General features: G+C 39.9%; 19 protein-coding genes and 1 tRNA gene. 6 read left to right on the top strand and 14 right to left on the bottom strand.

Annotated features, from left to right (window positions below):
• Positions 1-6: 6 nt before the first annotated feature.
• Positions 7-1401: a hypothetical protein gene (locus ACH30E_RS13355; RefSeq protein ID WP_294993694.1), complete on the top strand. Its 1395-nt coding sequence runs from the start codon at positions 7-9 to the stop codon at positions 1399-1401.
• 69 nt (positions 1402-1470) lie between these two features.
• Here the strand turns inward: ACH30E_RS13355 and ACH30E_RS13360 are convergent, their stop codons facing one another.
• From ACH30E_RS13360 to pth, 9 genes are all read right to left on the bottom strand, one after another.
• Positions 1471-1938, bottom strand: coding sequence for a response regulator (locus ACH30E_RS13360; RefSeq protein ID WP_294993691.1), 468 nt, complete (start codon positions 1936-1938; stop codon positions 1471-1473).
• A 408-nt stretch (positions 1939-2346) separates the two neighbouring features.
• The gene (locus ACH30E_RS13365; RefSeq protein WP_490825400.1) at positions 2347-3969 is read right to left on the bottom strand and encodes a M20/M25/M40 family metallo-hydrolase; all 1623 of its coding nucleotides are present in this window, start codon (positions 3967-3969) and stop codon (positions 2347-2349) included.
• Positions 3970-4215: 246 nt separating this feature from the next.
• Complete coding sequence (locus ACH30E_RS13370; protein ID WP_490825399.1) at positions 4216-5436, bottom strand: glycoside hydrolase family 5 protein; 1221 nt, start codon at positions 5434-5436, stop codon at positions 4216-4218.
• Between the two features lie 335 nt (positions 5437-5771).
• A complete protein-coding gene (locus tag ACH30E_RS13375; protein ID WP_490825398.1) occupies positions 5772-6398 on the bottom strand; it encodes a hypothetical protein in 627 nt (208 codons plus the stop codon).
• Between the two features lie 37 nt (positions 6399-6435).
• Positions 6436-6834 (bottom strand): VOC family protein, encoded by a 399-nt coding sequence (locus ACH30E_RS13380; protein WP_490825397.1) that lies wholly within the window; start codon positions 6832-6834, stop codon positions 6436-6438.
• 114 nt (positions 6835-6948) lie between these two features.
• Positions 6949-7022 (bottom strand) — tRNA-Met (locus tag ACH30E_RS13385).
• 45 nt (positions 7023-7067) lie between these two features.
• Positions 7068-9176 (bottom strand): alpha-ketoacid dehydrogenase subunit alpha/beta, encoded by a 2109-nt coding sequence (locus ACH30E_RS13390; RefSeq protein WP_490825396.1) that lies wholly within the window; start codon positions 9174-9176, stop codon positions 7068-7070.
• The gene (locus ACH30E_RS13395; protein ID WP_490825395.1) at positions 9157-9768 is read right to left on the bottom strand and encodes a fumarylacetoacetate hydrolase family protein; all 612 of its coding nucleotides are present in this window, start codon (positions 9766-9768) and stop codon (positions 9157-9159) included. Before ACH30E_RS13395 ends, ACH30E_RS13390 begins: the two co-directional genes overlap by 20 nt.
• A 118-nt stretch (positions 9769-9886) precedes the next feature.
• On the bottom strand, positions 9887-10462 hold the full coding sequence (gene pth, locus ACH30E_RS13400) for an aminoacyl-tRNA hydrolase (protein WP_490825394.1): 576 nt from the start codon (positions 10460-10462) through the stop codon (positions 9887-9889).
• A 100-nt stretch (positions 10463-10562) separates the two neighbouring features.
• On the opposite strand from pth, the gene ACH30E_RS13405 reads away from it, so the two are divergent.
• Positions 10563-11852, top strand: coding sequence for a sensor histidine kinase (locus ACH30E_RS13405; protein WP_294993621.1), 1290 nt, complete (start codon positions 10563-10565; stop codon positions 11850-11852).
• 54 nt (positions 11853-11906) lie between these two features.
• Here ACH30E_RS13405 and ACH30E_RS13410 read toward each other — a convergent pair whose 3' ends face one another.
• Both ACH30E_RS13410 and ACH30E_RS13415 read right to left on the bottom strand, forming a co-directional pair.
• Complete coding sequence (locus ACH30E_RS13410; protein WP_294993618.1) at positions 11907-12497, bottom strand: 50S ribosomal protein L25; 591 nt, start codon at positions 12495-12497, stop codon at positions 11907-11909.
• 490 nt (positions 12498-12987) lie between these two features.
• Positions 12988-13941, bottom strand: a complete 954-nt coding sequence (locus ACH30E_RS13415) for a ribose-phosphate pyrophosphokinase (RefSeq protein WP_294993615.1) — start codon at positions 13939-13941, stop codon at positions 12988-12990.
• Between the two features lie 73 nt (positions 13942-14014).
• Between ACH30E_RS13415 and radC the strand changes: the two genes are divergently transcribed.
• Positions 14015-14704, top strand: a complete 690-nt coding sequence (radC, locus tag ACH30E_RS13420; RefSeq protein ID WP_490825393.1) for a RadC family protein — start codon at positions 14015-14017, stop codon at positions 14702-14704.
• Positions 14705-14995: 291 nt separating this feature from the next.
• Here radC and ACH30E_RS13425 read toward each other — a convergent pair whose 3' ends face one another.
• The 3 genes from ACH30E_RS13425 to ACH30E_RS13435 form a co-directional block, all read right to left on the bottom strand.
• Positions 14996-15304 (bottom strand): DUF3467 domain-containing protein, encoded by a 309-nt coding sequence (locus ACH30E_RS13425; protein WP_294993610.1) that lies wholly within the window; start codon positions 15302-15304, stop codon positions 14996-14998.
• A gap of 427 nt (positions 15305-15731) precedes the next feature.
• The gene (locus tag ACH30E_RS13430; RefSeq protein ID WP_490825392.1) at positions 15732-17174 is read right to left on the bottom strand and encodes a SusD/RagB family nutrient-binding outer membrane lipoprotein; all 1443 of its coding nucleotides are present in this window, start codon (positions 17172-17174) and stop codon (positions 15732-15734) included.
• Between the two features lie 20 nt (positions 17175-17194).
• Complete coding sequence (locus ACH30E_RS13435; protein WP_490825391.1) at positions 17195-20413, bottom strand: SusC/RagA family TonB-linked outer membrane protein; 3219 nt, start codon at positions 20411-20413, stop codon at positions 17195-17197.
• A gap of 374 nt (positions 20414-20787) precedes the next feature.
• On the opposite strand from ACH30E_RS13435, the gene ACH30E_RS13440 reads away from it, so the two are divergent.
• From ACH30E_RS13440 to ACH30E_RS13450, 3 genes are all read left to right on the top strand, one after another.
• On the top strand, positions 20788-21672 hold the full coding sequence (locus tag ACH30E_RS13440) for a bifunctional 5,10-methylenetetrahydrofolate dehydrogenase/5,10-methenyltetrahydrofolate cyclohydrolase (protein ID WP_490825390.1): 885 nt from the start codon (positions 20788-20790) through the stop codon (positions 21670-21672).
• 115 nt (positions 21673-21787) lie between these two features.
• Positions 21788-22369 carry a 7-carboxy-7-deazaguanine synthase QueE gene (locus ACH30E_RS13445; RefSeq protein WP_294993599.1) on the top strand — a complete coding sequence of 194 codons (582 nt, stop codon included), beginning with the start codon at positions 21788-21790 and terminating at the stop codon, positions 22367-22369.
• 47 nt (positions 22370-22416) lie between these two features.
• Positions 22417-24336, top strand: a complete 1920-nt coding sequence (locus ACH30E_RS13450) for an OmpA family protein (RefSeq protein ID WP_490825389.1) — start codon at positions 22417-22419, stop codon at positions 24334-24336.
• Positions 24337-24635 lie beyond the last annotated feature (299 nt).

Below are 24635 nucleotides of genomic sequence, written 5' to 3' on the forward strand. Positions count from 1 at the left end.
TACATTATGAAGAAATACCTGATTACCTGCATAGCTTGTAGCATTTTCACCCTTAAACTGCTTGCTCAGGGCTACCAGTCAACCTATGGATCGCCTTATGCAGGGAGCACAGCAATCAAAAACAATCCGGCCGCCTCTATCAACTCGGCCTTTAAATGGGATCTTACCCTATTCACTGCCCAGGCAAGGGTGAGTACGAATTCATTGCACATGCGCAATGATTCTGTTTTACTAAACAGTGGATATCGTAGCAGGTTTTTACATAATAACGTTGATATAAGCTTGTTTAATATTTTATACAAGCCAAATAACAAACATGCTTTTGCATTTAACCTAAGGGCCCGAAGTTATAATCATGTCCGAACAGCCCCATTATCTGCAAGTGATACTATTTACAGTATACACGATTTTATGCAGCAAAACAGAACGACCCCTTACCTTGAAGGTTTTGTAACCCATTCAGGGTGGTTACAGGGCGATTTTAATTATTCTACCATACTGAGTGAAAACCATAACAGCAGACTTACAGGCGGAGTTACCTTGCAGGTAATGAAAAACATTTCAGGCGCTTATACGCGTATCAACAAATTAAGTTTTCTCGAAGCCCATAATACAACAGATACACTGTACACTTTTGTTACAGGTGGTGGTTCTTTCGGATACTCGTCAAATTATGATGAAACCGCCTCTGGAACTTCATCATCCACAAAAGATTTCTTAAAAAATACTTTGACAAATTTTGGGCTTAGTCTTGGAGTGGAATATTTATTATATGAAGAAAAAACGAATAGCTATCAACAGAATAATTCGCTGAATTACCAATGGAAAATTGGTGTAGCATTAATGGATATAGGTGCTAACAAATACAAATCGAGCGAGTTTAGCTCTCAGTTCAGGAATATAGATCCGGGAATTACAGATATAGTAATGGATCAAAAATTCACCAATATCCAAAACGGTCGTGATTTACGTGATAGCCTAGCCACCGTATTCACCAATGCTGACAGCGTAAACAAACAGTTTAAGATTGGCAGTCCTACCAGACTAATCATCAACATTGACCGGTCATTTGGCAATAATTTATTCATCAATGCGGACCTGAATATCAACCTGCATGGCACTTCAGATTATAAGCGTTTGCTAACACGTGAAATTAACCTGCTAACCATTACCCCAAGATGGGAAACACTTAACTGGGGATTTTATTTACCCATACAATACAATAGTCAGAAACAGTTTCATATAGGTGCTGCATTCAAAGCGGGGCCTTTGGTACTTGGCGTACACAATCTTCAATGGGCGAAACAAATTAAAAACCTGAGCGGAGGTGGTTACCTGATGCTAAGCATTCATCCATTTAACAAGAAAAGAGTAATCAGCAAACTAGACTGCCCAGAGTAATAACAGGAATGAAATGAAATGGAATGAAATTTAAATTCTAAAACCAATTCACTATTCACTATTGACCATTCACGCAATCATCTGATCCTGCAAAGCTGTAGCATGGTTAATCGGAGGAAATTGAAAATTGTTTTGTGCATATTTTTCCTTTAGTCCTGAAAGAATTTCAAAACTCAGTGGAGTTGGCACCATATCTACAATAGCGGAAAATCGTTTTATTTTGTACAAGTCATCCGGATCAATGGATGAAGAAAGTATCGCAAACCGCACAGAAGGAAATATGTATGCATATTTCTCAGAAAAAAGTTCCAGAAACTCCCATCCATCCATTACAGGCATATGCAGATCAAGGAAAACCAGTTCTGGTACTTCAGCAGGTTCTTTACTATTCAATAAAAGCTGATCAAATACCTGCAATGCTTTCAAGCCATTTACAGCGGTAATTATTTCAGCCGCAAAACCGGTTTTAGCAATCATCCTACTGGAAACAAACAAAGAAATTTCATCATCATTTACAACCAATACTTTCCGGAACATATACTTTGTTTTAGGTAAGAAATTATTCAGTTTTCAAGGGTAGGAAGAGCAAAATTTGCTGTTGCTTATTTTCTATGCTAACGGCAAACATTGTTTAATTCCAATAACAAAGTACGATTGATTATCAGCCACCAACAATACTGGTTTCCTTTAAAAGCAGGTAGGAACTTGGATACCAATTGTAGTAGAAGCACTACATGTGTGAATCAGGAGTGGGGGCGCTATTGGACGAAGGACCATAGACCATAGTCCAAAGTCCATGGTCTATGGTCTATGGACTATGGACCAAAAGCCATGATTTAAGCTTTCGGATCTTTTATATGCTTTGATGCGAAAAACTGGTGTTTAAATACAAAAATCCCTGGTACATACATACCAGGGATTTTTTATGATAGTTACAGACAAAAATTAATTTAAACCACCTTTGCGTGTTGCCTTTGTAGGATTAGGCCACTCGCCTGGTTTTCCTGTTCTTGGGTTGATAGGTAAAACGCTTTTTTCACGAGAAGTTTTTGAGCTGTCTTCACTCGCCATATAAACCATAATTGCGGCTAAAATGGCATTGTTGCGAACATCATCAAAAACAATTTTATCGTAAGTGTCGCGATTGGTATGCCATGTATAGTTTCCATACGACCAGCTTAATGAACTTAGTGAGAAAGCAGGAGCACCTGCTGCAAGGAATGAGGCAAAATCAGACCCACCACCACCGGGTGAACCAGGGAAATTAGTGGTGATGTGCTGACGGATATTACCCGGCACTTTTGATAACCAACGGTTAATGTATTCATAAGAATGCAGGAATCCCTGGCCAGATATATTGGTTACTCTTCCAGTTCCGTTATCCTGGTTAAACAAAGCCTGAAGATTATTGACAATTTCAGGATGGTCTTCCACGAATGCACGTGAACCGTTCAAGCCCTGTTCTTCACTTCCCCAATGCCCCACTAGGATGGTTCTTTTAGGGTTGGGTAATATTTTCTTCAGAATACGCATAGCTTCCATCATGGTAAGTGTTCCTGTACCATTATCGGTTGCACCTGTACCACCATCCCATGAATCGAAGTGGGCAGACAACATCACGTATTCATCTGGTTTTTCAGAACCTTTTATTTCTGCAATGGTATTAAAAGTGGGTTGTACACCTGTTTCTTTTGAATCGGCACGTACACTTATTTGTGGCTTGCTACCAGATTCTGTTAAACGATAGAGTAAACCATAATCTTCCAATGCAAGGTCAACAGTGGGTGTTTTTTTAGTATTAGCGCTAAAAATTTTATTTACGCCAAAGCCATTTGACCAGTTAGATTGTACCACTCCTAAAGCACCAGCATTCTCTAATGCTACAGCAAGGGTACGGGCATTGTATCCGGTTTTTGCGATGCGTGCTGACCATGCCATGGTTTGCGCGCTTCTTTCTTTTTTCATTTTCTCTACAGACTCTTTGGTGCCAAATTCATCCCAGTTATAATCAGGTCTGCCAGTAGGCTGTGCCATTGATACCAGGACAAATTTTCCTTTGACAGAAGGTAACCATTGCTGAAAAGCAATAGAATCTGCCAGGTCAGGAATAATTACGGTTTCACCGGTTACCGTTTTTCCGCCGGTATTAGGACTCCAGGCTAATTGTGTGCCTTCGAGCGATTTGGTCCAGGGTGCAACCATATCAATATGAGTAATACCACGCTCCCATCCGCGCCATTCGCCCCATTTTTCATTACGGGCTGTAATACCCCAACCTGCATACTTTGATACGGCCCAATCGTTCGCCTGTTTCATTTTAGGACTACCAACTAAACGAGGACCAATACCATCCATTAATTCATGTGCAAGTTTCTCTAATTGAGAATTCTCGGTACCCTCTTTCACTATGGCATCTACAATAGGATCTTTAATTGCCTGCTGCTGGCCTCCAAATCCGGGGCGCTGTGCAAAGCCGGTTTGCGCTGAGCATAATGTAACAGCAAGGAAAAGTGCGGAGGCCATATACCTGATACGACCATTTCGCAATAAGCTAGTGTTGGTTTTCATGTCCGTAAGATAGCTAAACCCCCTGTAAAGTAAAAGTGAGACACTTTTTTTAGGATGAACGGGTAGACCATAGTCCATAGACCATGGACCATTGTCTATGGACTATGGACTATGGTCTATAAGTATACGCTAATTCCTTCATTCATTTACCAGTTACCAACCAATTCATATAAACCATGTATCATGGACCATGGACTATGGACTATGGTCTAAGGTCTATAAGCATAATCGATCCCCATGATTCGATCACCAGGTACCAACCAATCCGATACCTGTTATATACTTTTCATTAAACCGATAATTTGGTCGTTTTAAATTAATGAGAAATCTGTCTAGTGCTTGTTGAATGGAACCGATATCCTGCGGACGAGCTTTTCGGATTTCCTCAAAGGAGCTGCGCGGTTTTTTGGTATAGGCCACAAGACTATCCCATGAAGTGGGACTGGGAAAAGTTATCAGGCAACTCGTACTTTCCATTTTTTTATATGGCCAGTAATGCCAGCCGATATTATTATTCTCCAGTAATTTTCTGAATGCTAAAATCCAATTGTCGTCATTTTCACCTGTTTCACCTACATAAATAGGCACATTGTATTTATCACGAAAATCAACATAATCCTTAATTACCTCCTGTGTGGTATCTGTCCAGTATTTATGAAAACTATACACAAGTTTTTTATCGAAAGGCGGAGAGAAAACATCAAACCTGGAAGCCCATTGGGAGCCTTCTAAAAAAATGAGGTGATTCTTATCTACCTGTCTGATGGCCTGAACCATGCGTCGGTATAAAGGTTCAAGTAAGGGGTTCAATTTATCCTGTTCGAAAAAATGTGCGATTGGTTCGTTTAATAAATCATACCCAAGAATGATTGTTTCTTTGCTGTACCGATGCGCTATTGATTTCCAGATATCAATCGCTTTTCGCTGACACCCACTATCCGTATACAGGAAAGGATACCCATAACTATTATCAATATTATCGCCGGTTTGTCCACCAGGCGCGCCATGCATATCAAGTAACAGATATAAACCTGCTTTCTTGCACCATTGAATTACTTTATCCAAATAAAAAAATCCCCTGGTGCTGTCGTTAGCCCCCAGGTAAGATTCATTGGTAAACAACCGATAATCAAATGGCAGCCTCACAGAATTCGCACCCATTTTTTTTATGAGTTGTATATCAGTTTCGGTTATATAGCTTTCGAGGTATTGTTTCCAGAATTTTGTATTCGCGGTTGGGCCTACCAATTCTAACAGCACTTGTTCAATCATCCAGGGTGCATTTATTTTTTCAAATTTGAACATGTATCCTTCAGGTAGTAACCAGTTTCCCAGATTGGTTCCTTTGATAAGCATGGGTTTACCATCAGGAGCTATGATTTCTTTCCCTTTAACCGTTACAAAAGATGTTTGCGCATTAATTGATAAGGAATAACAAATAAATACAATCAGCAATAAGTGTTTCATGGCCGCAATCTTTGGTAAACAATTTATGCATAAAAGCCTTTAAATAGTTCTGCAGCTGCTGAATGTAAACATCTGTTAGTTTTTCAAGATTCAGAAAAAAGTAATAATTCGCCAACCGTTTGTCATTGAAAATAATCAGATCGTAACAATTAACTAGCCTTAACAAAATATTAATTGTAATTTTGACACTTCAATTTGAATCTCTGTTTTTGAGATCGGATATTATACCACCAAGTTTGGTGGACCTGAATTCGGAGGACCTTATATGGCAGTATATTGGTTCTTATTAAGCACCAGAAAGCCCCCCTAACCGGGGGCTTTTCCATGTACATATTTTACCAGATTAATTCTCTCAGATCAACCGTTTTTTTATCGGTTGGAACTTTTTTTAATACTGGAGGAGAATAGTCTGGCAAGATGGTAAAGGAAGAAAAATCGCCCAGGTAATCAAACAAAAATTGTTCTTCAAAATAATAACGCTGGTGGTGGCCATCTGATTTTCCATTGAGTTTAATTTCAACAGGTTTTCCTTGTTTCAATTCTGCCAATTTAAAAGAAGCTGTTCGCTTAGGATACCAGGTATAATTCGGCCCGTTGAAAAAAATCGACAATGCTTCGTCATTTTTTATTTGAAGAAAATCAATTCCAATTGAACCGGATGACTGGGTAAAAAGATGGTATTGTGATTTCCAGTTGAAGAGTTTATCTTTTTCTTTTGCAGAAAAATCATCCAGTAGAAAAAGTATGGTATACTTATTTAAACTATCGATAACTTCTGTGATTTTAGGTAGATAAAGTATACCATCCTTTACATATCCACCCGGAGATTTTTGGTCGGGCCAGTTAAGCCAATCACGACCTTTTTCAAAAATCTTCTCCCCCTTTGCAAATAGACTTGCATTTCTAAATACCTGAATTAGTTTGACGGGTCTTTTCAGACTATAGACTTCATTAGGTTTCATAAACTCAAGATAGACTTTCTGTCTTATTTGATACTCGTTAAGCTTTGGGTTCTATGAGATCCCATAAATTTCCATACAGGTCACTAAATACGAGCACCGTGCCATAGCTTTCCTCACTTGGAGGTCTTACTATCTTTACATTATTCTTCAATAGTAATTCATAGGATTTATTGAAGTTGTCTGTATAAAGAAATAAAAACACCCTGCCACCGGTTTGATTGCCGATTACATTTAGCTGTTCGGTTGATGAAGCTTTTGCCAATAATAAATGACAAGTTTGGGTTGGAGCATTTGCAGGTTTAATTCGAACCCATCTTTTATCAGGACTTAAAACGGTGTCCTCAATTAACTCAAAGCCAAGTTTATTTACATAGAAGTCAATTGCTTCATCATACTCTTTTACAACCAGGGAAATTTGGGCTAAAAATTGTTGCATAGTGCAAAATAAATGCAACAATTGAGAATAGTTTGAAATATAAAAGCCCATAGAGTAAGGTCTATGGGCTTTCCTTATGATGAGCCCGACTTCGTTGAAACTTCGTCGGACAAGTAGCGGGATCGGGAGTTGAACCCGAGACCTTTGGGTTATGAATCCAACGCTCTAACCACCTGAGCTACCCCGCCATTTGTAAATTTTCATTTACGGGGTGCAAATATAGGGGTTCGGTCTTAGTATGCCAACATTTTCGCAATCCTATTCGATACAGTATTTGCATTGGGCAACATGGCAGCTTCAAGGACCAGATTTATGGGTACTGCCGGTAAATTAAGTGAGCCTAATACCTCCACCCGGGCATCCAGGAAATGGTAGCATTGGTTACTTATCCGTAGTGCCAGTGCTTCGGCAAATGAGTTATTCTGCTGTTCTTCGCTCAATACCAATACTTTTCCATGCTTTTTAACCATTTGGTATATCTGCTCCTCATCCAATGGAAACAGGGTTCTCAGGTCAAGTATTTCAACCTGGCCGGCAAAATTTTGGGCCGCAGATTTGGCCCAGTAAACACCCATCCCATAGGTAATTACGCAAACCGTTTCCCCTTTCTTCACTTTTTCCGGATCTGCAGCCAATACCACATTTGCTTTACCAAAAGGTAAAATATATTCTTTATCAGGTTCCACTGTTTTAGCCTCTTCTGTACCTGGCACTTTGCTCCAATAGAGTCCCTTATGTTCCAGCATAATTACCGGATTTGGATCATGGTAAGCAGCTTTCATCAGGCCCTTCATATCGGCTGCATTAGAAGGATAGGCTACTTTGATGCCTTTAATCGTTAATAATGTGCTTTCTACACTTCCGCTATGGTAAGGACCACCGCCGCCATAAGCACCAATAGGCACCCTTAAAACCATGCTCACCGGAAACTTACCGTTCGATAAATAGCATGATTTCGATAATTCTGTTACCAACTGATTAAAACCTGGATATATATAATCCGCAAACTGTACTTCCACCATTGGCTTTATACCCAGTGCCGAAAGTCCAGTTGTTGAACCAACTATATATGCTTCCTGAATAGCGGTATTGAATACCCGGTGATCACCAAACTTATCTGCAAGCGTCGCAGCTTCCCTAAACACACCACCTAAGCGGGCTCCAACATCCTGACCATACAATATGGCTTCAGGATGAGCTTCCATCAACTCTTCAATGGCATGAAGTGCCGCATCAACCATCAATACCTTCTCGCCATTTTTTGGGGCTCGCTGGCCTTTCTCCTCGCGTACCGGCGTTGGTGCAAATACATGTTCTTCAACTGTTGACGGGTCTGGTTCAGGAGATAACTGTGCTCGTTGAAAATCGGCCAGCACTTTCTCTGTTGCTTCTTTTTCGATGATACTGATCTGGTGTTCGGCTATTCCAACATCTGCCAGTAAGAGGCGAAGTTTTGGAAGGGGATCATAAGAGCCATGTTTCAGCAGGTCTTCCCTGTTCCGGTAAAACTCTCTGCGTACCCCACTGGTATGGTGACCCAATAAGGGTACTTTAGCATGAACCAATGCTGGTTTTCTCTCAGTACGCGTATATTCTATGGCTTCAGCCATCGTTTCATAACTCCTGATAAAATCGCTGCCATCACATTGCCATCTTTTCAACCCTTTAAATCCTGCAGCATAATCATAGGCATTCATAGCCCTTACTTCTTCAGCAGATGCACTGATGCTCCATTGATTATCCTGTACGAGGTATATAATAGGTAATTGCTTTAGTACAGCAAACTGTAATGCTTCACTTACTTCACCTTCTGTCACGCTTCCATCTCCCAATGAACAAACTACAATGGGTAATTGTCCATCAGCTTTAGGCAATTTATCAGAAGCAGTTAGCTCCAGGTACTGTATTCCCTGTGCCAGTCCGGTAGTAGGTATGGTTTGCATACCTGTTGCACTACTCTGGTGAATGATAAAAGGGCGTTTTTCATCGCGACTGCTGGGGTGACAATAATAAGAACGACCTCCTGAAAACGGGTCTTCTTTTTTTGCCAGTAGTTGAAGCATTAGTTCATAAGGTTGAAACCCTATTGAAAGCATAATGCTGTCGTCGCGGTAATAAGGGCTCACCCAATCGCAGGGCAATAACTGCATACCGGTAGCCAGTTGAATGGCTTCATGCCCGCGTGAGGTGGAATGTACATATTTACAAATCGTTCGGTTGGCATCATAAGTGTCGCACATGGCTTTGGCAGTTACCATGTATTTATATGCCTGCAATAATATTTCTGGCGTAAGCATCAATCGTATTAACTGGTGGGTTTTGTTATTTGATTTCCAATTCAAACATTTTTTCTTCTTTCAGATAACCTTCCAGTATATCACCAACTACACATTCACCTACACCCGCAGGTGTGCCGGTAAATATCATGTCGCCGATATTTAAAGAAAAATATTGACTGATATGTGCGATGATAAAATCGCAATTGAAAATCATATTAGCAGTATCCCCATTTTGCACCACTTCTTTATTCTTATGCAGGGAAAACTGCAAGGGCGATTTTAATGTATCGGGTTGAATGGGTGTCCATTTACCTATTACGGCAGACTGGTCCCAGGCTTTCGCTTTTTCCCAGGGTAATCCTTTTTTCTTAAGTTCAGCCTGCAGGTCGCGCGCGGTAAAATCAATACCAACTGTAACCGCGTCGTAATAACGATTTGCCTGATGTTCCTGGATGTATTTACCATTTTTAGAAATCCGCAATACCAGTTCACCTTCATAATGAAGTTCATTGGTAAATGCCGGATAATAAAAAGGTGTGTTGGGTTGAAGTAGTGCCGATTTAGGTTTCATAAAAATCACCGGCTCTTCAGGAACAGCGTTTCCTAATTCTGTCGCATGCGCCACATAGTTCCTGCCTACACAAAAAATTTTCATACACATTAATTTAATATTACCAGAAATCAATCAAATACCCTGACTGAATAGGGTTGGGCTTTTCAAACGAGGATTAAGGATAATATTGAAACTGAGAACGAATAAACGCAAATGTATATTATAAAAAATTGAGGTTATTTGCCATATTCATTGTTTTTTCCAGTCCAATTGTAGCAAACGACTCGATTATTTCAACAGATTTATCGATTTTCTGCTGTACAACAGGCTGTTCTGCAGGCAACCATTTACCCAATACAAAATCGACCTGTTTGCCCTTAGGATACTCATTTCCAATACCAAACCGAAGTTTGGGGTACTGGTCGGTACCCAATGTTAGCTGAATGTCTTTTAGCCCATTATGACCCGCATCTGACCCCGAACCTCTCAACCTGAGTTTGCTTAATGGTAGGGCAAGGTCATCAACAATGGTTAAAGTATTAGACAGTTCAATTTTTTCGCGATCCATCCAATATTTAAATGCTTTACCGCTCAGGTTCATGTAGGTAGTTGGTTTGATACAGATAAATGTTCTACCCTTCCACTTTACTTCGGCTATTTCGGCCAACCTGTCTAATTTAAAGAAGCCATTGTGTTTTAATACGAAGGCACTAAGTACATCGAACCCGATATTATGTCTGGTATGCTTGTATTCATCACCAATATTGCCTAACCCGATTATCAGAAACTTGTTCATAGTATATACAAAAATAACCCAACCATTTGATCCGTAACTCAAATAAAAAGAAGGGATTTCAATGATATATTATAATTTTCAATCCGAAGTACCCCTTTCTATGAAATTTCCTCCTCTTTTTAACAAGATCATCAATATTGGTGTGCTCGTGGAGTTTGATGCGATTGAGAGAAAAAAGACCCGCGTATTGAACTTCATGGTGATGCTAGGCTCATTACATAGTCTTGTTTTTATTTTTATTAATCTGTCTGAAGGGCATTACTGGAATTCGGGATTGTTGAGTTTAAACTTTATAGGAGGAATGATTTTTTTGGTCATCAATTATTTTCGTTTTGCTCATATAGCCCGCATTGTCTTAACTATTTTATCTACCAGTGTGTTATGTCTTAGCGCCATAAAATTTCAAAACGGCAATGAGTATTATCTTATAACCAACCTGGTAGTTATTAGTTTAATTTTCAAGAAAAGTTCAACCATAATATGGCTTTCTATACTTACCATTGCCTGCTTTATTTTTCTCCGTTTTACCGATACTACTCCCTGGATGTTAGAGCAATTACCTCATTCGAGGGTATTGATTAATATGACCAGTGCTATTATCCTTTCTTTTCTGGGGCTGATGTTTTATCGTTCTGAGCAAAAATTTTACGAGACCCAGCTTGAGCAGAGTCAGCTAAGTTTAGAAAAGAAAAATCATGAGCTGACTGATTCAAACACGACAAAAGAAAAACTCTTCTCTATTATTGCGCATGATTTAAGATCACCGATTGCCCAATTAAAAAGTACACTAGATCTGTTGAAGCAGCAGCAACTTACGCATGAGCAATTCACTAAAATAACGGATCATATCTCACTTAATGTAAAACAATTACAGGGCGGCCTTGACAACCTACTGCAATGGAGTAATAGTCAATTGGAGGGCATTGAGGTTGCTGCTCAAAAAATAGATTTCCGGCAGGGTTTGGACCAGGTGCTTTCCATGCTTCAGGCTGAGATTGAAAATAAAGGCTTGAAGGTGGAAATTAGTGCGGAAGGTGGCCCGATATGGGTAGATCCAAATCACCTGCAGATTATCTTAAGAAACTTATTGTCTAATGCAATTAAGTACAGTTATAAAAATGGAACAATTCACATAAATCACCGCACTTTAAACCACGAATCAATTATTGCCATTGCAGATGAAGGTGATGGCATGGATAAAGCAACCCGCGATGCGTTGTTCTCCGCAGCAAATATCATTTCACGAAGAGGTACTTTGAATGAAAAAGGGACCGGTCTTGGTTTAAAACTTTGTAAAGAGTTTGTAGAAAAAAACAATGGCCGGATATGGGTAGAAACGAATATACCCAAGGGTACCGTTTTTTATGTTTCCATACCAGCTACTATATAAAAAAAATAACCCCGGCATTTTGTACCGGGGTTAAAATATTGGAGTAGATACCCATTATTTTTTCTTCTCTTCTTTAGCAGCAGAAGCTTCTTCCTGCTTTAACTGACGTGTCATTACCACCGAAGCGATAGGAATACGTGGAGAGTTGAGGATTTCCATGTTTTCTGCGATTACATCTTCTACACGGATATTGCCATTCAGTTCAAGTGAGGTAATATCAACAGAGATGTTCTCTCTCAGGTCTTTAGGAAGTGTTTTTACTTTCAGTGCTTTCATTTTGGTAACCAGTTTACCACCTTCTTTAACACCTACAGAAGTACCAACAAATTTGAGTGGTAAAGTAGCAACTACTTTTTTGTCGTCTACGAGTTCAAGCAGGTCAACGTGGATCAATGAATCATCCACTTTGTCGAACTGAAGATCTTTCAGAATACATTTAAAAGTTTTACCGTCTACTTTAACTTCTGCCAGTTGGAATTCGCTTGTGTAAACTAAGGGCTTGAAAGCCTTTGCAGGAGCGTAGAAATTAATCTCCTGTGCACCCCCGTAAATTACACCTGGCACGTTTTCCTGAGAGCGAATCTGGCGGGCGGCTTTTTTGCCATGTTCGGTCCTCAGTTGTCCTTCGATTGTAATTGTTTTCATGTTTAAAATTTTGGACGGCAAAAGTACGGGAAAATCTTCGATTTTTGGCTACTAGCTGCCAGCTTCTAGCTACTAGCAAATAAATAATATCAAAATAGAATATAAACTATTGATTATCAATCTGATAATTTAGTATTATATAGTTTTTTCAGATGAAAGTTAGGGCCAATGATGTCCGGGGAAATTTAACAGCGAGTCATAGGTGTAGCGTATGTTGGAACACAGATTTTCATGATTTTCAGGATTTATCATGATAGTTCTTGAAAATCATGGAGATCCGTGTTCTACTAATAGCAGATAGTGCATTTACGACAACCAAATATTTCTTTAAGTAACTGACTTAAAATTTTCTAATTCGCAAGCCCTGCCATTTATTCAAATAATAGCAGAAAACCTAAAACAAGCACCAATCATGGCTAGAAGCTAGAGGCTAGAAGCTCACAGCCTGTTTTCCTCGGACAGTAAGAGCTTGCAGCTTAAAGCTTACTCATCATCCTCTCCCCTTCAATTGTGAATGGATAAAGAGGCTGGTTATACTTTTATTTTCGTAGGCATTTCTGATTGCAATGGCGAAGAGGTCGGCAACTGAAATGACTTTTATTTTTGGAGAATCGTGTTTTAAAGGAATGGTGTCGCATACTACTAATTCTTCCAGCACACTGTTCTCGATATTCTCGTAGGCTTTACCGCTCAGTACAGGGTGGGTAATCAGGGCACGTACGCTTCTTGCTCCCTTTTCTTTTAATAACCCTGCTGCTTTAGCGAGGGTACCACCTGTATCGCAGATATCATCAACCAGAACAATATCTCTTCCAGTAACCTCTCCTATCACCACCATACTGGCTATTTCATTGGCACGCTTACGGTGTTTGTCGCAAATAACCATTTCTGCATTAAAATAACTGGCTATTTCGCGCACCCTGTTTGTACTTCCTACATCCGGTGCAGCGAAAGTGAGGTTTTGCAATTTTAATTGTTCTATGTATGGGATGAAAATTGCCGAACTGTCAAGATGGTCTACAGGCACGTCAAAAAAGGCCTGAATCTGCGCTGCGTGTAAGTCCATCGTTATCACCCTATCCGCTCCGGCTGCTTCCAACAGAGTTGCTATAAGTTTGGACCCGATTGCAACCCTTGGTTTGTCTTTCCGATCCTGTCTGGCGAAGCCATAATATGGGATAACTGCGATGATTTTATATGCGCTGGCTCTTTTAGCTGCATCGATCATCAACAGTAATTCCATCAGGTTATCGGTTGGTGCATAGGTACTTTGAACCAGAAAAACATAATCGCCACGGATACTTTCCAGGAAAATAGGCTGGAACTCGCCGTCGCTGAATTTCTGGATATTGATTTTACCGATAGGTGCACCAAATTGTTGGGCGATTTTTTCGGCGAGCTTCTGTGAGCCTGTGCCGGAGAAAATCTTGACAGATGGATTCATAATCGAGGGAATATGCGGCGAAGATAGAGATTCGCCGAAGAAATAATAATTTGAAAATTTCATTTTTTTTACCATGCAAAGAAATACAATTAAAGAGTGGGCCTCAGACGACCAGCCAAGGCAAAAATTGCTCCTGAAAGGTGCCGAAAACCTAAGTGATTCAGAATTATTAGCCATTCTCATTAACCATGGCATTCCTGGCAAATCTGCTCTTTCATTGGCCAAGGAACTCTTACAACATTGCAATAACGACCTGAATAGCATGGGAAACCTTTCCGTTCCATCGATCTGTAAACTTGGCATCAAGGGTTTGGGGGCTGCAAAAGCCATTAGTATTGCTGCCGCATTGGAATTAGGATTAAGGAGACATCAGCTTATTGTTAAGAAAGAAGTGGTAAAAAGCAGCAAGGATGTAGCTGAGTTTTTAAGGGCAAAAATTGCACATAAAGGGCATGAAGTATTCCTGGTGCTTTACCTGAACCATGGAAACAGAATTATTTCCATGGATACGATTAGTGAAGGAGGAATTACTGCAACGGTTGTTGATATTCGTTTACTCCTCAAAAAGGCAGTTTTAAACGATGCTACATCGATCTTGTTATGCCATAACCACCCTAGTGGGAATTTACAACCCAGTAAAGCAGATGAGCAGATCACAGGAAAAATAAAAGATGCCGCGATGTTTTTTGATATCAAACTACTCGATCACATTATTGTAAGTACGGATGGGTATTTCAGTTTTGCTGATGAGGGGCTTTTGTAATGCGTGGGAATAGCTGCAAGCGGCAGGCTGCAAGCTGCAAGCCTGATGGCTGCTTGTTATAGGTTTTCTGCTATTGATGAAATAAATAAGCGTGCTTGCGAATTAGATAATATAAAATCAGCTTGTTGAAGAAATAGTTGATGAAATAAACGCACTACCTGTTATTAATAGAACACGGATTTTCATGATTTTCATGATCTATCATGATAAATCATGAAAATCTGTGTCCCGTCATATGCATAGCTTGTAGCTTGAGGCTTGCAGCTTGCAGCTAAACTTCCGATTATTACTTTACGCCTGCGCCGTTGGACCACCGAAATTCATTGGTATTTCAATATGTTCAAGGTCTTGAATAGTACCATTGGCTGCTTCAAATCTTTCGATATTTTCTTCCAGTGCCTTCATGAAACGCTTTGCGTGCATAGGCGTAAAGATGATCCGGGATTTTACACGGCTTTTGGGAGTTCCGGGCATTACGTTTACAAAATCGATTACAAATTCGGCATTACTGTGGGTAATAATAGCCAGGTTTGCATATTCACCTTCAGCCATCTCTTCACTGATTTCGATATTCAGTTGATTATTGGGTTGTTGTTCCATATCGTTCTTTATGAAGAACAAAAGTAGGGAAAATTGAACACGAGTTGCTCCGAGGGGTCGCTTTGATAATTCAAGCGTATTATGGAACACAGATTTTCATGATTTTCAAGATCCATCATTATATATCCCGAAGATCTGTGTTCTATTAATAGCAGATAGTGCATTTACGGCAACGAAATCTTTCTTTAATAAGCTGACCTTAAATTATCTCCCCTCAATTTTATTCCGTTAATAGCAGAAAACCTATAATAAGCAACCATCAAGGCTTGTAGCTTGAAGCTTGTTGCTTGCAGCTAGTAGCTTGTAGCCAAAAAAGAGAAGGCCGGTATTACTACCGGCCGTTCTCATGTGCATGATAAACTATAAAAACTGAAAACGAGTGACTAGTTATTCAATTGGAATATACAACAATTCCAAATTTATCGCACTATTTATCCCACCAAACTTTTGCGTTCATTGAATTAGAATTGTAATTCGCTGCCGCAGAAGCATAATTGGTTGGATTGTACAATGGTTCGTTTGTTCCGTAAGGAATACGTCTTGGAACCGCATTTGTAGAACCTGGAACAGGAGCCATAGCAGGGAAACCTGTTCTGCGATATTCAGCCCAACCCTGATTTCCATCAGGATAGTAAGCTAACCATCTTTGCTCTGCAATTTTTTGCGCATCGGTACCAGTACCGGTTAAAGCAATATTTGTCTGAGCCAGGTAATTTGCAATTGTGGTTGTATTAGTAATACCCCAACGATTCATTTCAGCAGTAATACCAGCCACATAGTTAGTAGCTGCCAGTTCTGTAGTCCAACCTAAACGAGCTGCTTCAGCACGAGCCAGGTAAACCTGTCCGGCAGTCATCAGATACATAGGCATGGTTTGAGGTGTAGTAGTAAAGCTGTAAAGGAATCCAAAAGTTGGGTTGCTAGTCTGCCATGCCAAAGCATCAGCACGAGTTAAACCATAAGGAAAACCTTTAGCATTGCTGGTATACACATTGATACGAGGATCGTTCTTAGCGGTAAGCTGGTCTGTAACAGTCTGGCTAACTGCAAAGTCGAAACGCTGTGTAACCACATAATAGTTGTAGATAGGGTTACGATAGTTACCGCCTGGATAAACCAGTGCAGCATTATCAGAATTGCTATCAATTACACCTGCAGCAATAGCAGCAGCAAATTCAGCTTTACCCAATGTTGGGTTTGCTTTAGACATACGCAGTGCTATTGAAGCAATGAGTGAGTTAGCAAACTTTTTCCATTTGGTAGTATTACCACTGTAGAGAACATCACCTTGAACGGTAAGTCCACCATCAAATTGAGCAACTGCTTCTTTCAATTCTTTGATCAGATCAGGATAAATGAGCTCTTGCTTATCATAAGCAATGGTTCCGTTACCTTTCAAAGCTTCGAAATAAGGCAGATCGCCATAAGCATCGGTAAGCATCCAGAAATAAAATGCTTTCAGGATACGTGCAATTGCGATTTGGTTATTGTTAGAACCAAACTGTGCAGCAGCAGCTTTTGTATCAGGATTGGTATTTACATTGATGATATTCTGAAGATCATAAAGATCACCTGAATAAGTACCATCCCAGTTAATTACAGGTGTTGCATACCTTGAAGCATCAGTGTACTGTGTTTCTGACATATACTGACAGTATAAGCCTGCCTGGGTATTGATACCATTTCCCCAAATATATCCACCAGCGCCTGCCAATACGTTGGTAAGCAATGCAGATGTAATAGGTACAGTAGTAGCATTAGGATTGGCATTGATATTACCGAAGTCATCAATTCCTTTACTACAACCCGTTAATAAGGTAGCAAAAACCCCTAATGCCATCGCGGCTCTTTTTAAATTCACTTGTTTCATATACATGATATTATAGGGTTTTAGAAATTAAGTTTTAAGTTAAATCCGATTGAACGAGCACCTGGTAAGTTACCGTCTTCACCTTGTACACCACTGATTTCAGATGGATCGAAGTTTTTGCTGTCGCGGTAAATAAAGAACAGGTTACGCGCAATTACTGATAAAGATGCACCCTGGAATACCTTTCCTACTTTACCCAGTTTCTGCGTTGGTATAGCATAACCTACGCTTAATTCACGGAGTTTCACGAAAGATAAGCTGTGTACAAATGGCTCAGCAATTTGCTGATAGTAGAACTGGTGATAGTAGTCGTATGCACTGATGTACACATCTACAGGAGTTTTACCATCTGCAGCATCCACACCTCTTACACGAACACCACCGCCAGCAGCAACATCTTCACGAACATTGTTTCCTTTGTCGTTGATTGCTGCAGTAGGAGCCATCAGACCAGAGAAGTTACCCCACATTTCAGAAAGTGAGAAGAATTTACCACCAACCTGGTAATCGAAGGTCATACCAACATTCCAGTTTTTATAAGAGATAAAGTTCTGTAAACCACCAGTAAGTTTTGGTACAACTGAACCCCAATCTTTGTTGGTTTCAGCCTGATACCAACCCAAACCTCCACTGAAGCCATTGGTTGTAATCAATGGTTGGCCATCAGCATTACGCTTGATACCACCACCTCTTAACATACCCCACTGCTGACCCACAAAGTGGAAAGCACGGGCAAAACGAGTACCGAATGAACCACCAGCAAGTGTGTAACTTGTTAAACCAGGAGCAAGTGCATTTACTTTGTTATCTAACAGGTAAGCAAATGTTTTATTAAGTTCCCAGCTAAAGTTTCTTTTCTTCATTACACTCACACCTAATTCAACTTCTAAACCAGAACGGCTTACAGAAGCTGCATTGATGGTTTGTGAGGTGAAACCACTTACACCACTTACTGTTACAGCAAGAGGCTCTTTGTTATTGGTTTCATTGTAGTAAACCACATTCAAACGAACTTTGTTTTTAGCAAAGCGTAAATCCACACCAGCTTCCCAGGTAGTTGTTAATGCACCTTGCAGGTTTGCATCTGGTGTACCATTTGGTGTAGACATCAGGAAGTTGCTTCCCCATAACAATGCATTTACAGAGTAGTTCAGGTTAAGTGCATAAGGATTGAGGGTTTTTGGTTTTTTACCCCATGATCCATATACTTTACCAAAACTTAACCAGGAAATTTTCTTAGTGAATTCGCTGAATACAAATGAAGCACCCACAGATGGAGATAACAATGAGTTATTTCCTTTAGGCAGCGTAGAGAACCAGTCATTACGGAATGCCCAAGTTAAACTGAGGTATTTTTTATACTCAATATCACCAAATGTAAACAGTGAATTAGCCTGTTGGTCTGATCTACCATTCGTAATAGTAGGAACATTTTTTGAGTTGCTGATAGCATACAGATCAGGAACGTTTAGACCTGTATTTGTATTAGCAGCAACATTTCTGTTACGGATATTCAGCTTGTTAGCACCCACATTTGCAGTGATGTCTAAGTCGCCAAATTTCTGTGTATAAGTAGCAACTCCTTCAAAGTTCCACTCACCATTAACAGTTGTACTTGTAGCATAGCTTGCCAAAGTACCTGTCTGGCTTCCTGAAGTTTCCAGAATAGATGGGATGATATTTTCTACACCACCACTGAACTGGTCTTTACGAACAGCACCTTTAAACTTGAAGTGTTTATTGAATTTAATAGTCAGGTTCACGTCTCCATAAAGCCTGTCTCTTCTCTGAGTAAGATCAATATTCTGGAACCATGTAAATGGATTGTACCAGTAGTTAGCTGAATACACACTATTACGTGGTGCGGCAGCACTCCATGAACCCGGATTACGACGGAAGTTCCATGAAGCAAAAGTACCTATTGGTGTTTTCAAACCAGAAAGTTCACGCATGATATCGATATCAAGATCGCGGTGAAACCACTGGCTGAAGTTACCTGCAGAGTTGTTCGCATAACCATCAGAGAAATCACCACTGATGCGCTGATTGGTATAGTTGATGTTAGCACCTACAGTTACATACTGTCCCAGATCCATACTGAATGAAGTATTCAATGAGTTTCTGAGAGATTTACTGTTTTCAAGTGTACCCTTGATAGTCTGGTTTGTATAGGATACACGAAGACTTGTTCCTGCTCCATTATTATGAGAGAAACTTACGTTGGTATTAGATGTTACACCAGTGTTCCAGAAATCTTTTGCATTATTTGGTTGAGGTGTAAAGCTTGCGGTTTTGCTTGAACGTGCATGGCCAGGTATGAACGCATACCAGGGAATATATTCAGAGCCATCCATTTTAGGACCCCAAGAAGCATCATCCGTGAAATCGCGGTAGCGCTTACCGTTCATTGCCTGCCATTCTGTTGGCATACCAGCAACATAGTTAAAAGTTAACCAATCGCCATCACCACCACCATATGAATTCTGGTACTGAGGAAGGAAAGCCATTTTGTCGAAAGTAACAGACTGGTTTACTTCAACTCCAATACCCTTGGTTCTAGATCCTTTCTTTGTGCTGATTACGATCGCACCGTTACCGGCACGGCTACCAAACAAGGCTGTAGCATTCGCACCTTTTAATACAGTGATATCAGCTACATCATCCGGGTTAATGTCGAATGAGTTGGTAATAGTACCATCTACAACATATATAGCACCCTGGTCAGTCAATGAACCACCACCACGAATACGCAGGAAACCCTGGTCGTTCAGTTTGGCAGCAGACTGTCCCCTGAACTGAACACCAGCCACTTTACCGGCAAGTGCATTGTTCAGGTTCGGCTGACGAATCACATTCAATTTTTCGTCGCTGATTACCTGTGAGCTAAATGGTGTTGTACGCTGTGATTTTTTTACACCGAAGGCACTTGTTACGAATACTTCTTCCAGTTCGCCTGCCAGTGTTTTGATTTGAATGTTCTGATAAGCAGATGAAGCAGTAAACTCATACGTTTCATGGCCTACGGCTGAAACAGTAACTTTTGAACCCTGCTTAACTCTTAAGGTAAACTTGCCGAAATCATCGGCCTTTACGGCATTTGTAGTGCCTTTTTCTTGAATAGTGGCATTTGGTACCGGTCCTCTGTCGTCAGAAACCTGACCCTGTACCACCACTGTTTGTGCAAAGCTGGATAGTGTCCACAGCAAAGCAGCAGCTAACAGTGTTAGACTTTTTCTCATGTGCGTAATTTTAGAATGAAGAATGATTGTTAAAAAAATTAACAATTTCTGAGCGTTAAGTTAGGGATGTTTTTCATTAACCAATAAAAAAAATTTTACTTTCTTTAACATTTTTAACCAAATAATTGATTTTCAATAATTTACATAAGTATCGTTTGGGTATGTAAAAATCTGACATATTTAATCGATTGTCTGATTAGTACTAATCAATTATTGGTCAAAAAACTGGATAGTTCTTGAGTTTATCATGAAAAACAAGCTAAACAAGCTTAGTTAAAGGCTAATTTTTGAAAAATATTAAATTAATTTTTAATCAGTTTATTTTCTTTCCACTTTGAAAAAGGAAGTACCCCTTATTTGAATACTTTTGCGCCATGTTAGTACTAGATGGTAAAATAGCAGCCGCTGCAGTTAAAGCTTCTCTTCAAATAAAAACAGCAGCAATTGCCGCTACTGGTAAACGAAAACCACATCTTGCGGCCATCCTGGTTGGCAATAATGGTGCAAGTGAAACTTACGTAGCAAGTAAAGTAAAAAATTGTGAGGAAACTGGGTTTGAATCAACTTTGATCAGACTTGATGAACAGAGTTCAGAAGCAACCTTACTTCAAACCATCGAACAACTTAACAACGACCAAAACATTGATGGGATACTGGTTCAGTTGCCCTTACCCAAACAAATCAGTGAACAAAAAGTAATCGAAGCCATCAACCCCGCTAAAGATGTGGATGGATTTCATCCGGTGAATGTAGGTAAGCTGGTACAGGGACTTCCTACTTTTATTCCTGCCACACCTTATGGAATATTGCTGATGCTTGAACATTTTAATATTCAAACAAAAGGAAAGCACGCAGTAGTAATAGGCAGAAGCAATATTGTAGGCCGCCCCATGAGTATATTATTAAGCAGCAACATTAAACAAGGCAATTGTACCGTTACTATTTGTCACTCACATACCCAAAACTTACAAGAGCTTTGTCTACAGGCAGATATTATCGTAGCTGCACTTGGTATTCCGGGTTTTGTGAAAGCAGATATGGTTAAAGAAGGTGCGGTAATTATAGATGTCGGCATTACCCGTGTAGAAGATGCTACTGCCAAAAAAGGATTCCGGATCAAAGGAGATGTATCCTATGATGAAGTAGCCGCCAAAGCATCCGCCATTACTCCCGTTCCAGGTGGTGTTGGCCTAATGACCATTGCAGGTTTGCTGAAAAATACCATGCAGGCCTACGAGCAGAAAGAACATAGACCATAGACCATAGACCATGGACTATGGTCTATGGACTATGGTCTATGTACCAAAAATATAATATCCCCTAAATAAAAACATCCCCATCAGCAACAACCATCAACATACTACCTTGCCCGTTATGGAGGCGTTCTACACCTTGCAGGGTGAAGGATTTCACCAGGGGCGTGCCGCATATTTCATAAGACTTGGTGGATGTGATGTGGGTTGTGTTTGGTGTGATGTGAAAGACAGTTGGGATGCTTCAAAACACCCTCAACTAACTGTTGAAAATATGGTAGCTGCTGCTGCAGCATATCCTGGCAGGCTGGCCGTAATAACAGGCGGTGAGCCATTGATGCATCAACTCGATGCATTAACCACTGCATTACATGATGCAGGATTTGAAACCAATATTGAAACCTCCGGCTCTTCTCCACTAAGTGGTAGCTGGGATTGGATCTGCCTTTCTCCAAAAAAATTCAAAGCACCTATTCCCGACATCGTTCCACTCGCTGATGAACTAAAAGTAGTAATCTTCAATAAACATGATTTTGAATGGGCGGAAACTTATGCCGCACAAGTGAAACCAGATTGTAAACTTTATTTACAGCCTGAATGGGATAAATCATCTATAGTTACACCATTGATAGTTGAGTATATTAAAAACCACCCCCAATGGGAACTTAGCTTACAAACGCATAAGTTTATTAATGTTCCTTAAACTTAATTTTAACAAGCCGCTCTCCTGATTTTTCCGAACTTTCACGGGTGAAAAACCGGAATATTCTCTTTAGCATAATCTTTATTCTTAGCACAGCTAATGCCATTGCACAAGGCTACGATCCTGAAAAGGTAAACCCTAAAGCACTTACCCAATATGAAAAAGCTATCGATTTCCTTAAATATGGGGAAACAAAAAATGCAGTACCTGTTTTATTAGCCTGCATTTCCATTGATTCAAATTTTTTAGACGCCTATTTAACACTGGCTGGTGCTATGGGTGAACTTAAACAATACCAGCGATCAGTAACCTTATATGAAAAAGTAAAAGCAAAGGATCCACAATATTTTAATGTATATCATCTTCCCTACTCTATTAACCTGGCAGGATTAGGCAGGTTTGAAGAAGCACTTGCCGCCGTAAATAATTTTCTTGCTATACCAAATTTAAGTGAGCGTGGAGTCAAAAGTGCAACGTATAGAAAAGCTACTTACCAATTTGCTATTCAATATGCACAACAACATCCTGCAACTGATTATCAATTTGCACCGGTAAACCTTGGCGATAGTGTTAACGGTCCAAGATCCGAATACTATCCTTCGGTAACCGTAACAGATAGTTTACTTGTTTTTACAAGAAGAACAGGCGACCAGCGTGAAGATTTCATGCAAAGCACTATGACAAACAAAAATTTCGGTAAAGCTGAATTGATCAATGGTGATATTAATATTGAACCACTAAAAGGAGCTATCACTGTTTCGCAGGATGGGGAATGGTTGTTGTTTGCAGGTAATCTTTCTGGTCCTGGTCTTGGCGGTTACGATATCTATCTTTCACAAAATACCCCACAGGGCTGGAGCGAACCGCAAAACCTTGGACCAAATATCAATACAGAATTTTGGGAAAGCTCTCCGGCATTAAGTCCCGACAAACGCATATTGTATTTCAGCAGCAACAGACCCGGAGGATATGGTGGCAGAGATTTATATATGTCGGTTCGTGATGTAAATGGAAGATGGGGCAAAGCAACTAACATGGGGCCAGCAGTAAACTCTGCGGGCGATGAGTTAGCTCCTTTTATTCATGCAGATAATCAAACACTTTTTTATACTTCTGATGGACTTCCAGGTTACGGCAATTCAGATCTTTTCATGTTACGGAAAAATGAAAAAGGCGAATGGGGTAATCCCGAAAATCTGGGCTACCCGATAAATACCATTGAAAACGAAGGAAGCTTAGCTGTATCCGCTGATGGCTTGACCGCCTATTATGCAAGCGACAGAAGCGATAGCCGTGGAAACCTTGATCTATATAGTTTTCAGCTTCGCCCGAATATCAGACCGAACAGAACCTTATATGTAAAAGGAAAAGTAACCGATAGCAAAACCAAACAAGGAATACCCTCTACTGTTGAGTTAACAGAAAACAACAGTAACCTGGTTTTGATGAAGGTACAGACAGATGAAATGGGTGATTACCTGATAACATTACCAACAGGTAAAGATTATACTTTCACGGTAAACAGAAAAGGTTATTTGTTTTATAGTGAAGTATATGCGCTTAGCCGAAAAGAAGCAGATAGCACTTATCAAAAAGATATACAGCTTTCCCCTGTTCAATTGAATGCAAGTTTCATCTTCAACAATATTTTATTTGCGGTTAATAGTTATGAATTACCTGCAACAGGATTGGCAGAGTTAATGCAATTAGTACAGGTATTGCAGGATAATCCAACACTGAAAGTAGAAATCAGTGGTCATACGGATAATACAGGTAATGCAAAAGACAATATGTCGCTTTCAACAAATCGTGCAAAAGCAATCGTTGATTACCTGATTACGCAGAAAATTGATGCTGCAAGATTAACTTATAAAGGATATGGCGACACCCAGCCTATTGCAGATAACAATACAGAAGCAGGCAGAGCAAAAAACAGAAGAACAAGTTTTACGGTAACAGGGTTGTAATTATTGATGGTTGGGAAGAAGGGCTGCAAGCTGCAAGCCGCAAGCTACAAGCCTTGATGGGTGCTTATTTTAGACTTTCTGCATCTAATAGAATTAAAGGTGGGAGAAAATTCAACTTCATTTGCGTAAAAAATATTTAGTTGCCGTAAATGCACTATCTGTTATTAATAGAACACGGATCTTCATGATTTTCAAGATCTATCATGATAAATCCTGAAAATCATGAAGATCTGTGTTCCATCATACGAAACAATTACAGCTCGCTGTCAAACTTCCCCCGAAAGCAATGGTAAACAATA

It is taken from the genome of Sediminibacterium sp. FW305-C-61 (assembly GCF_058231065.1).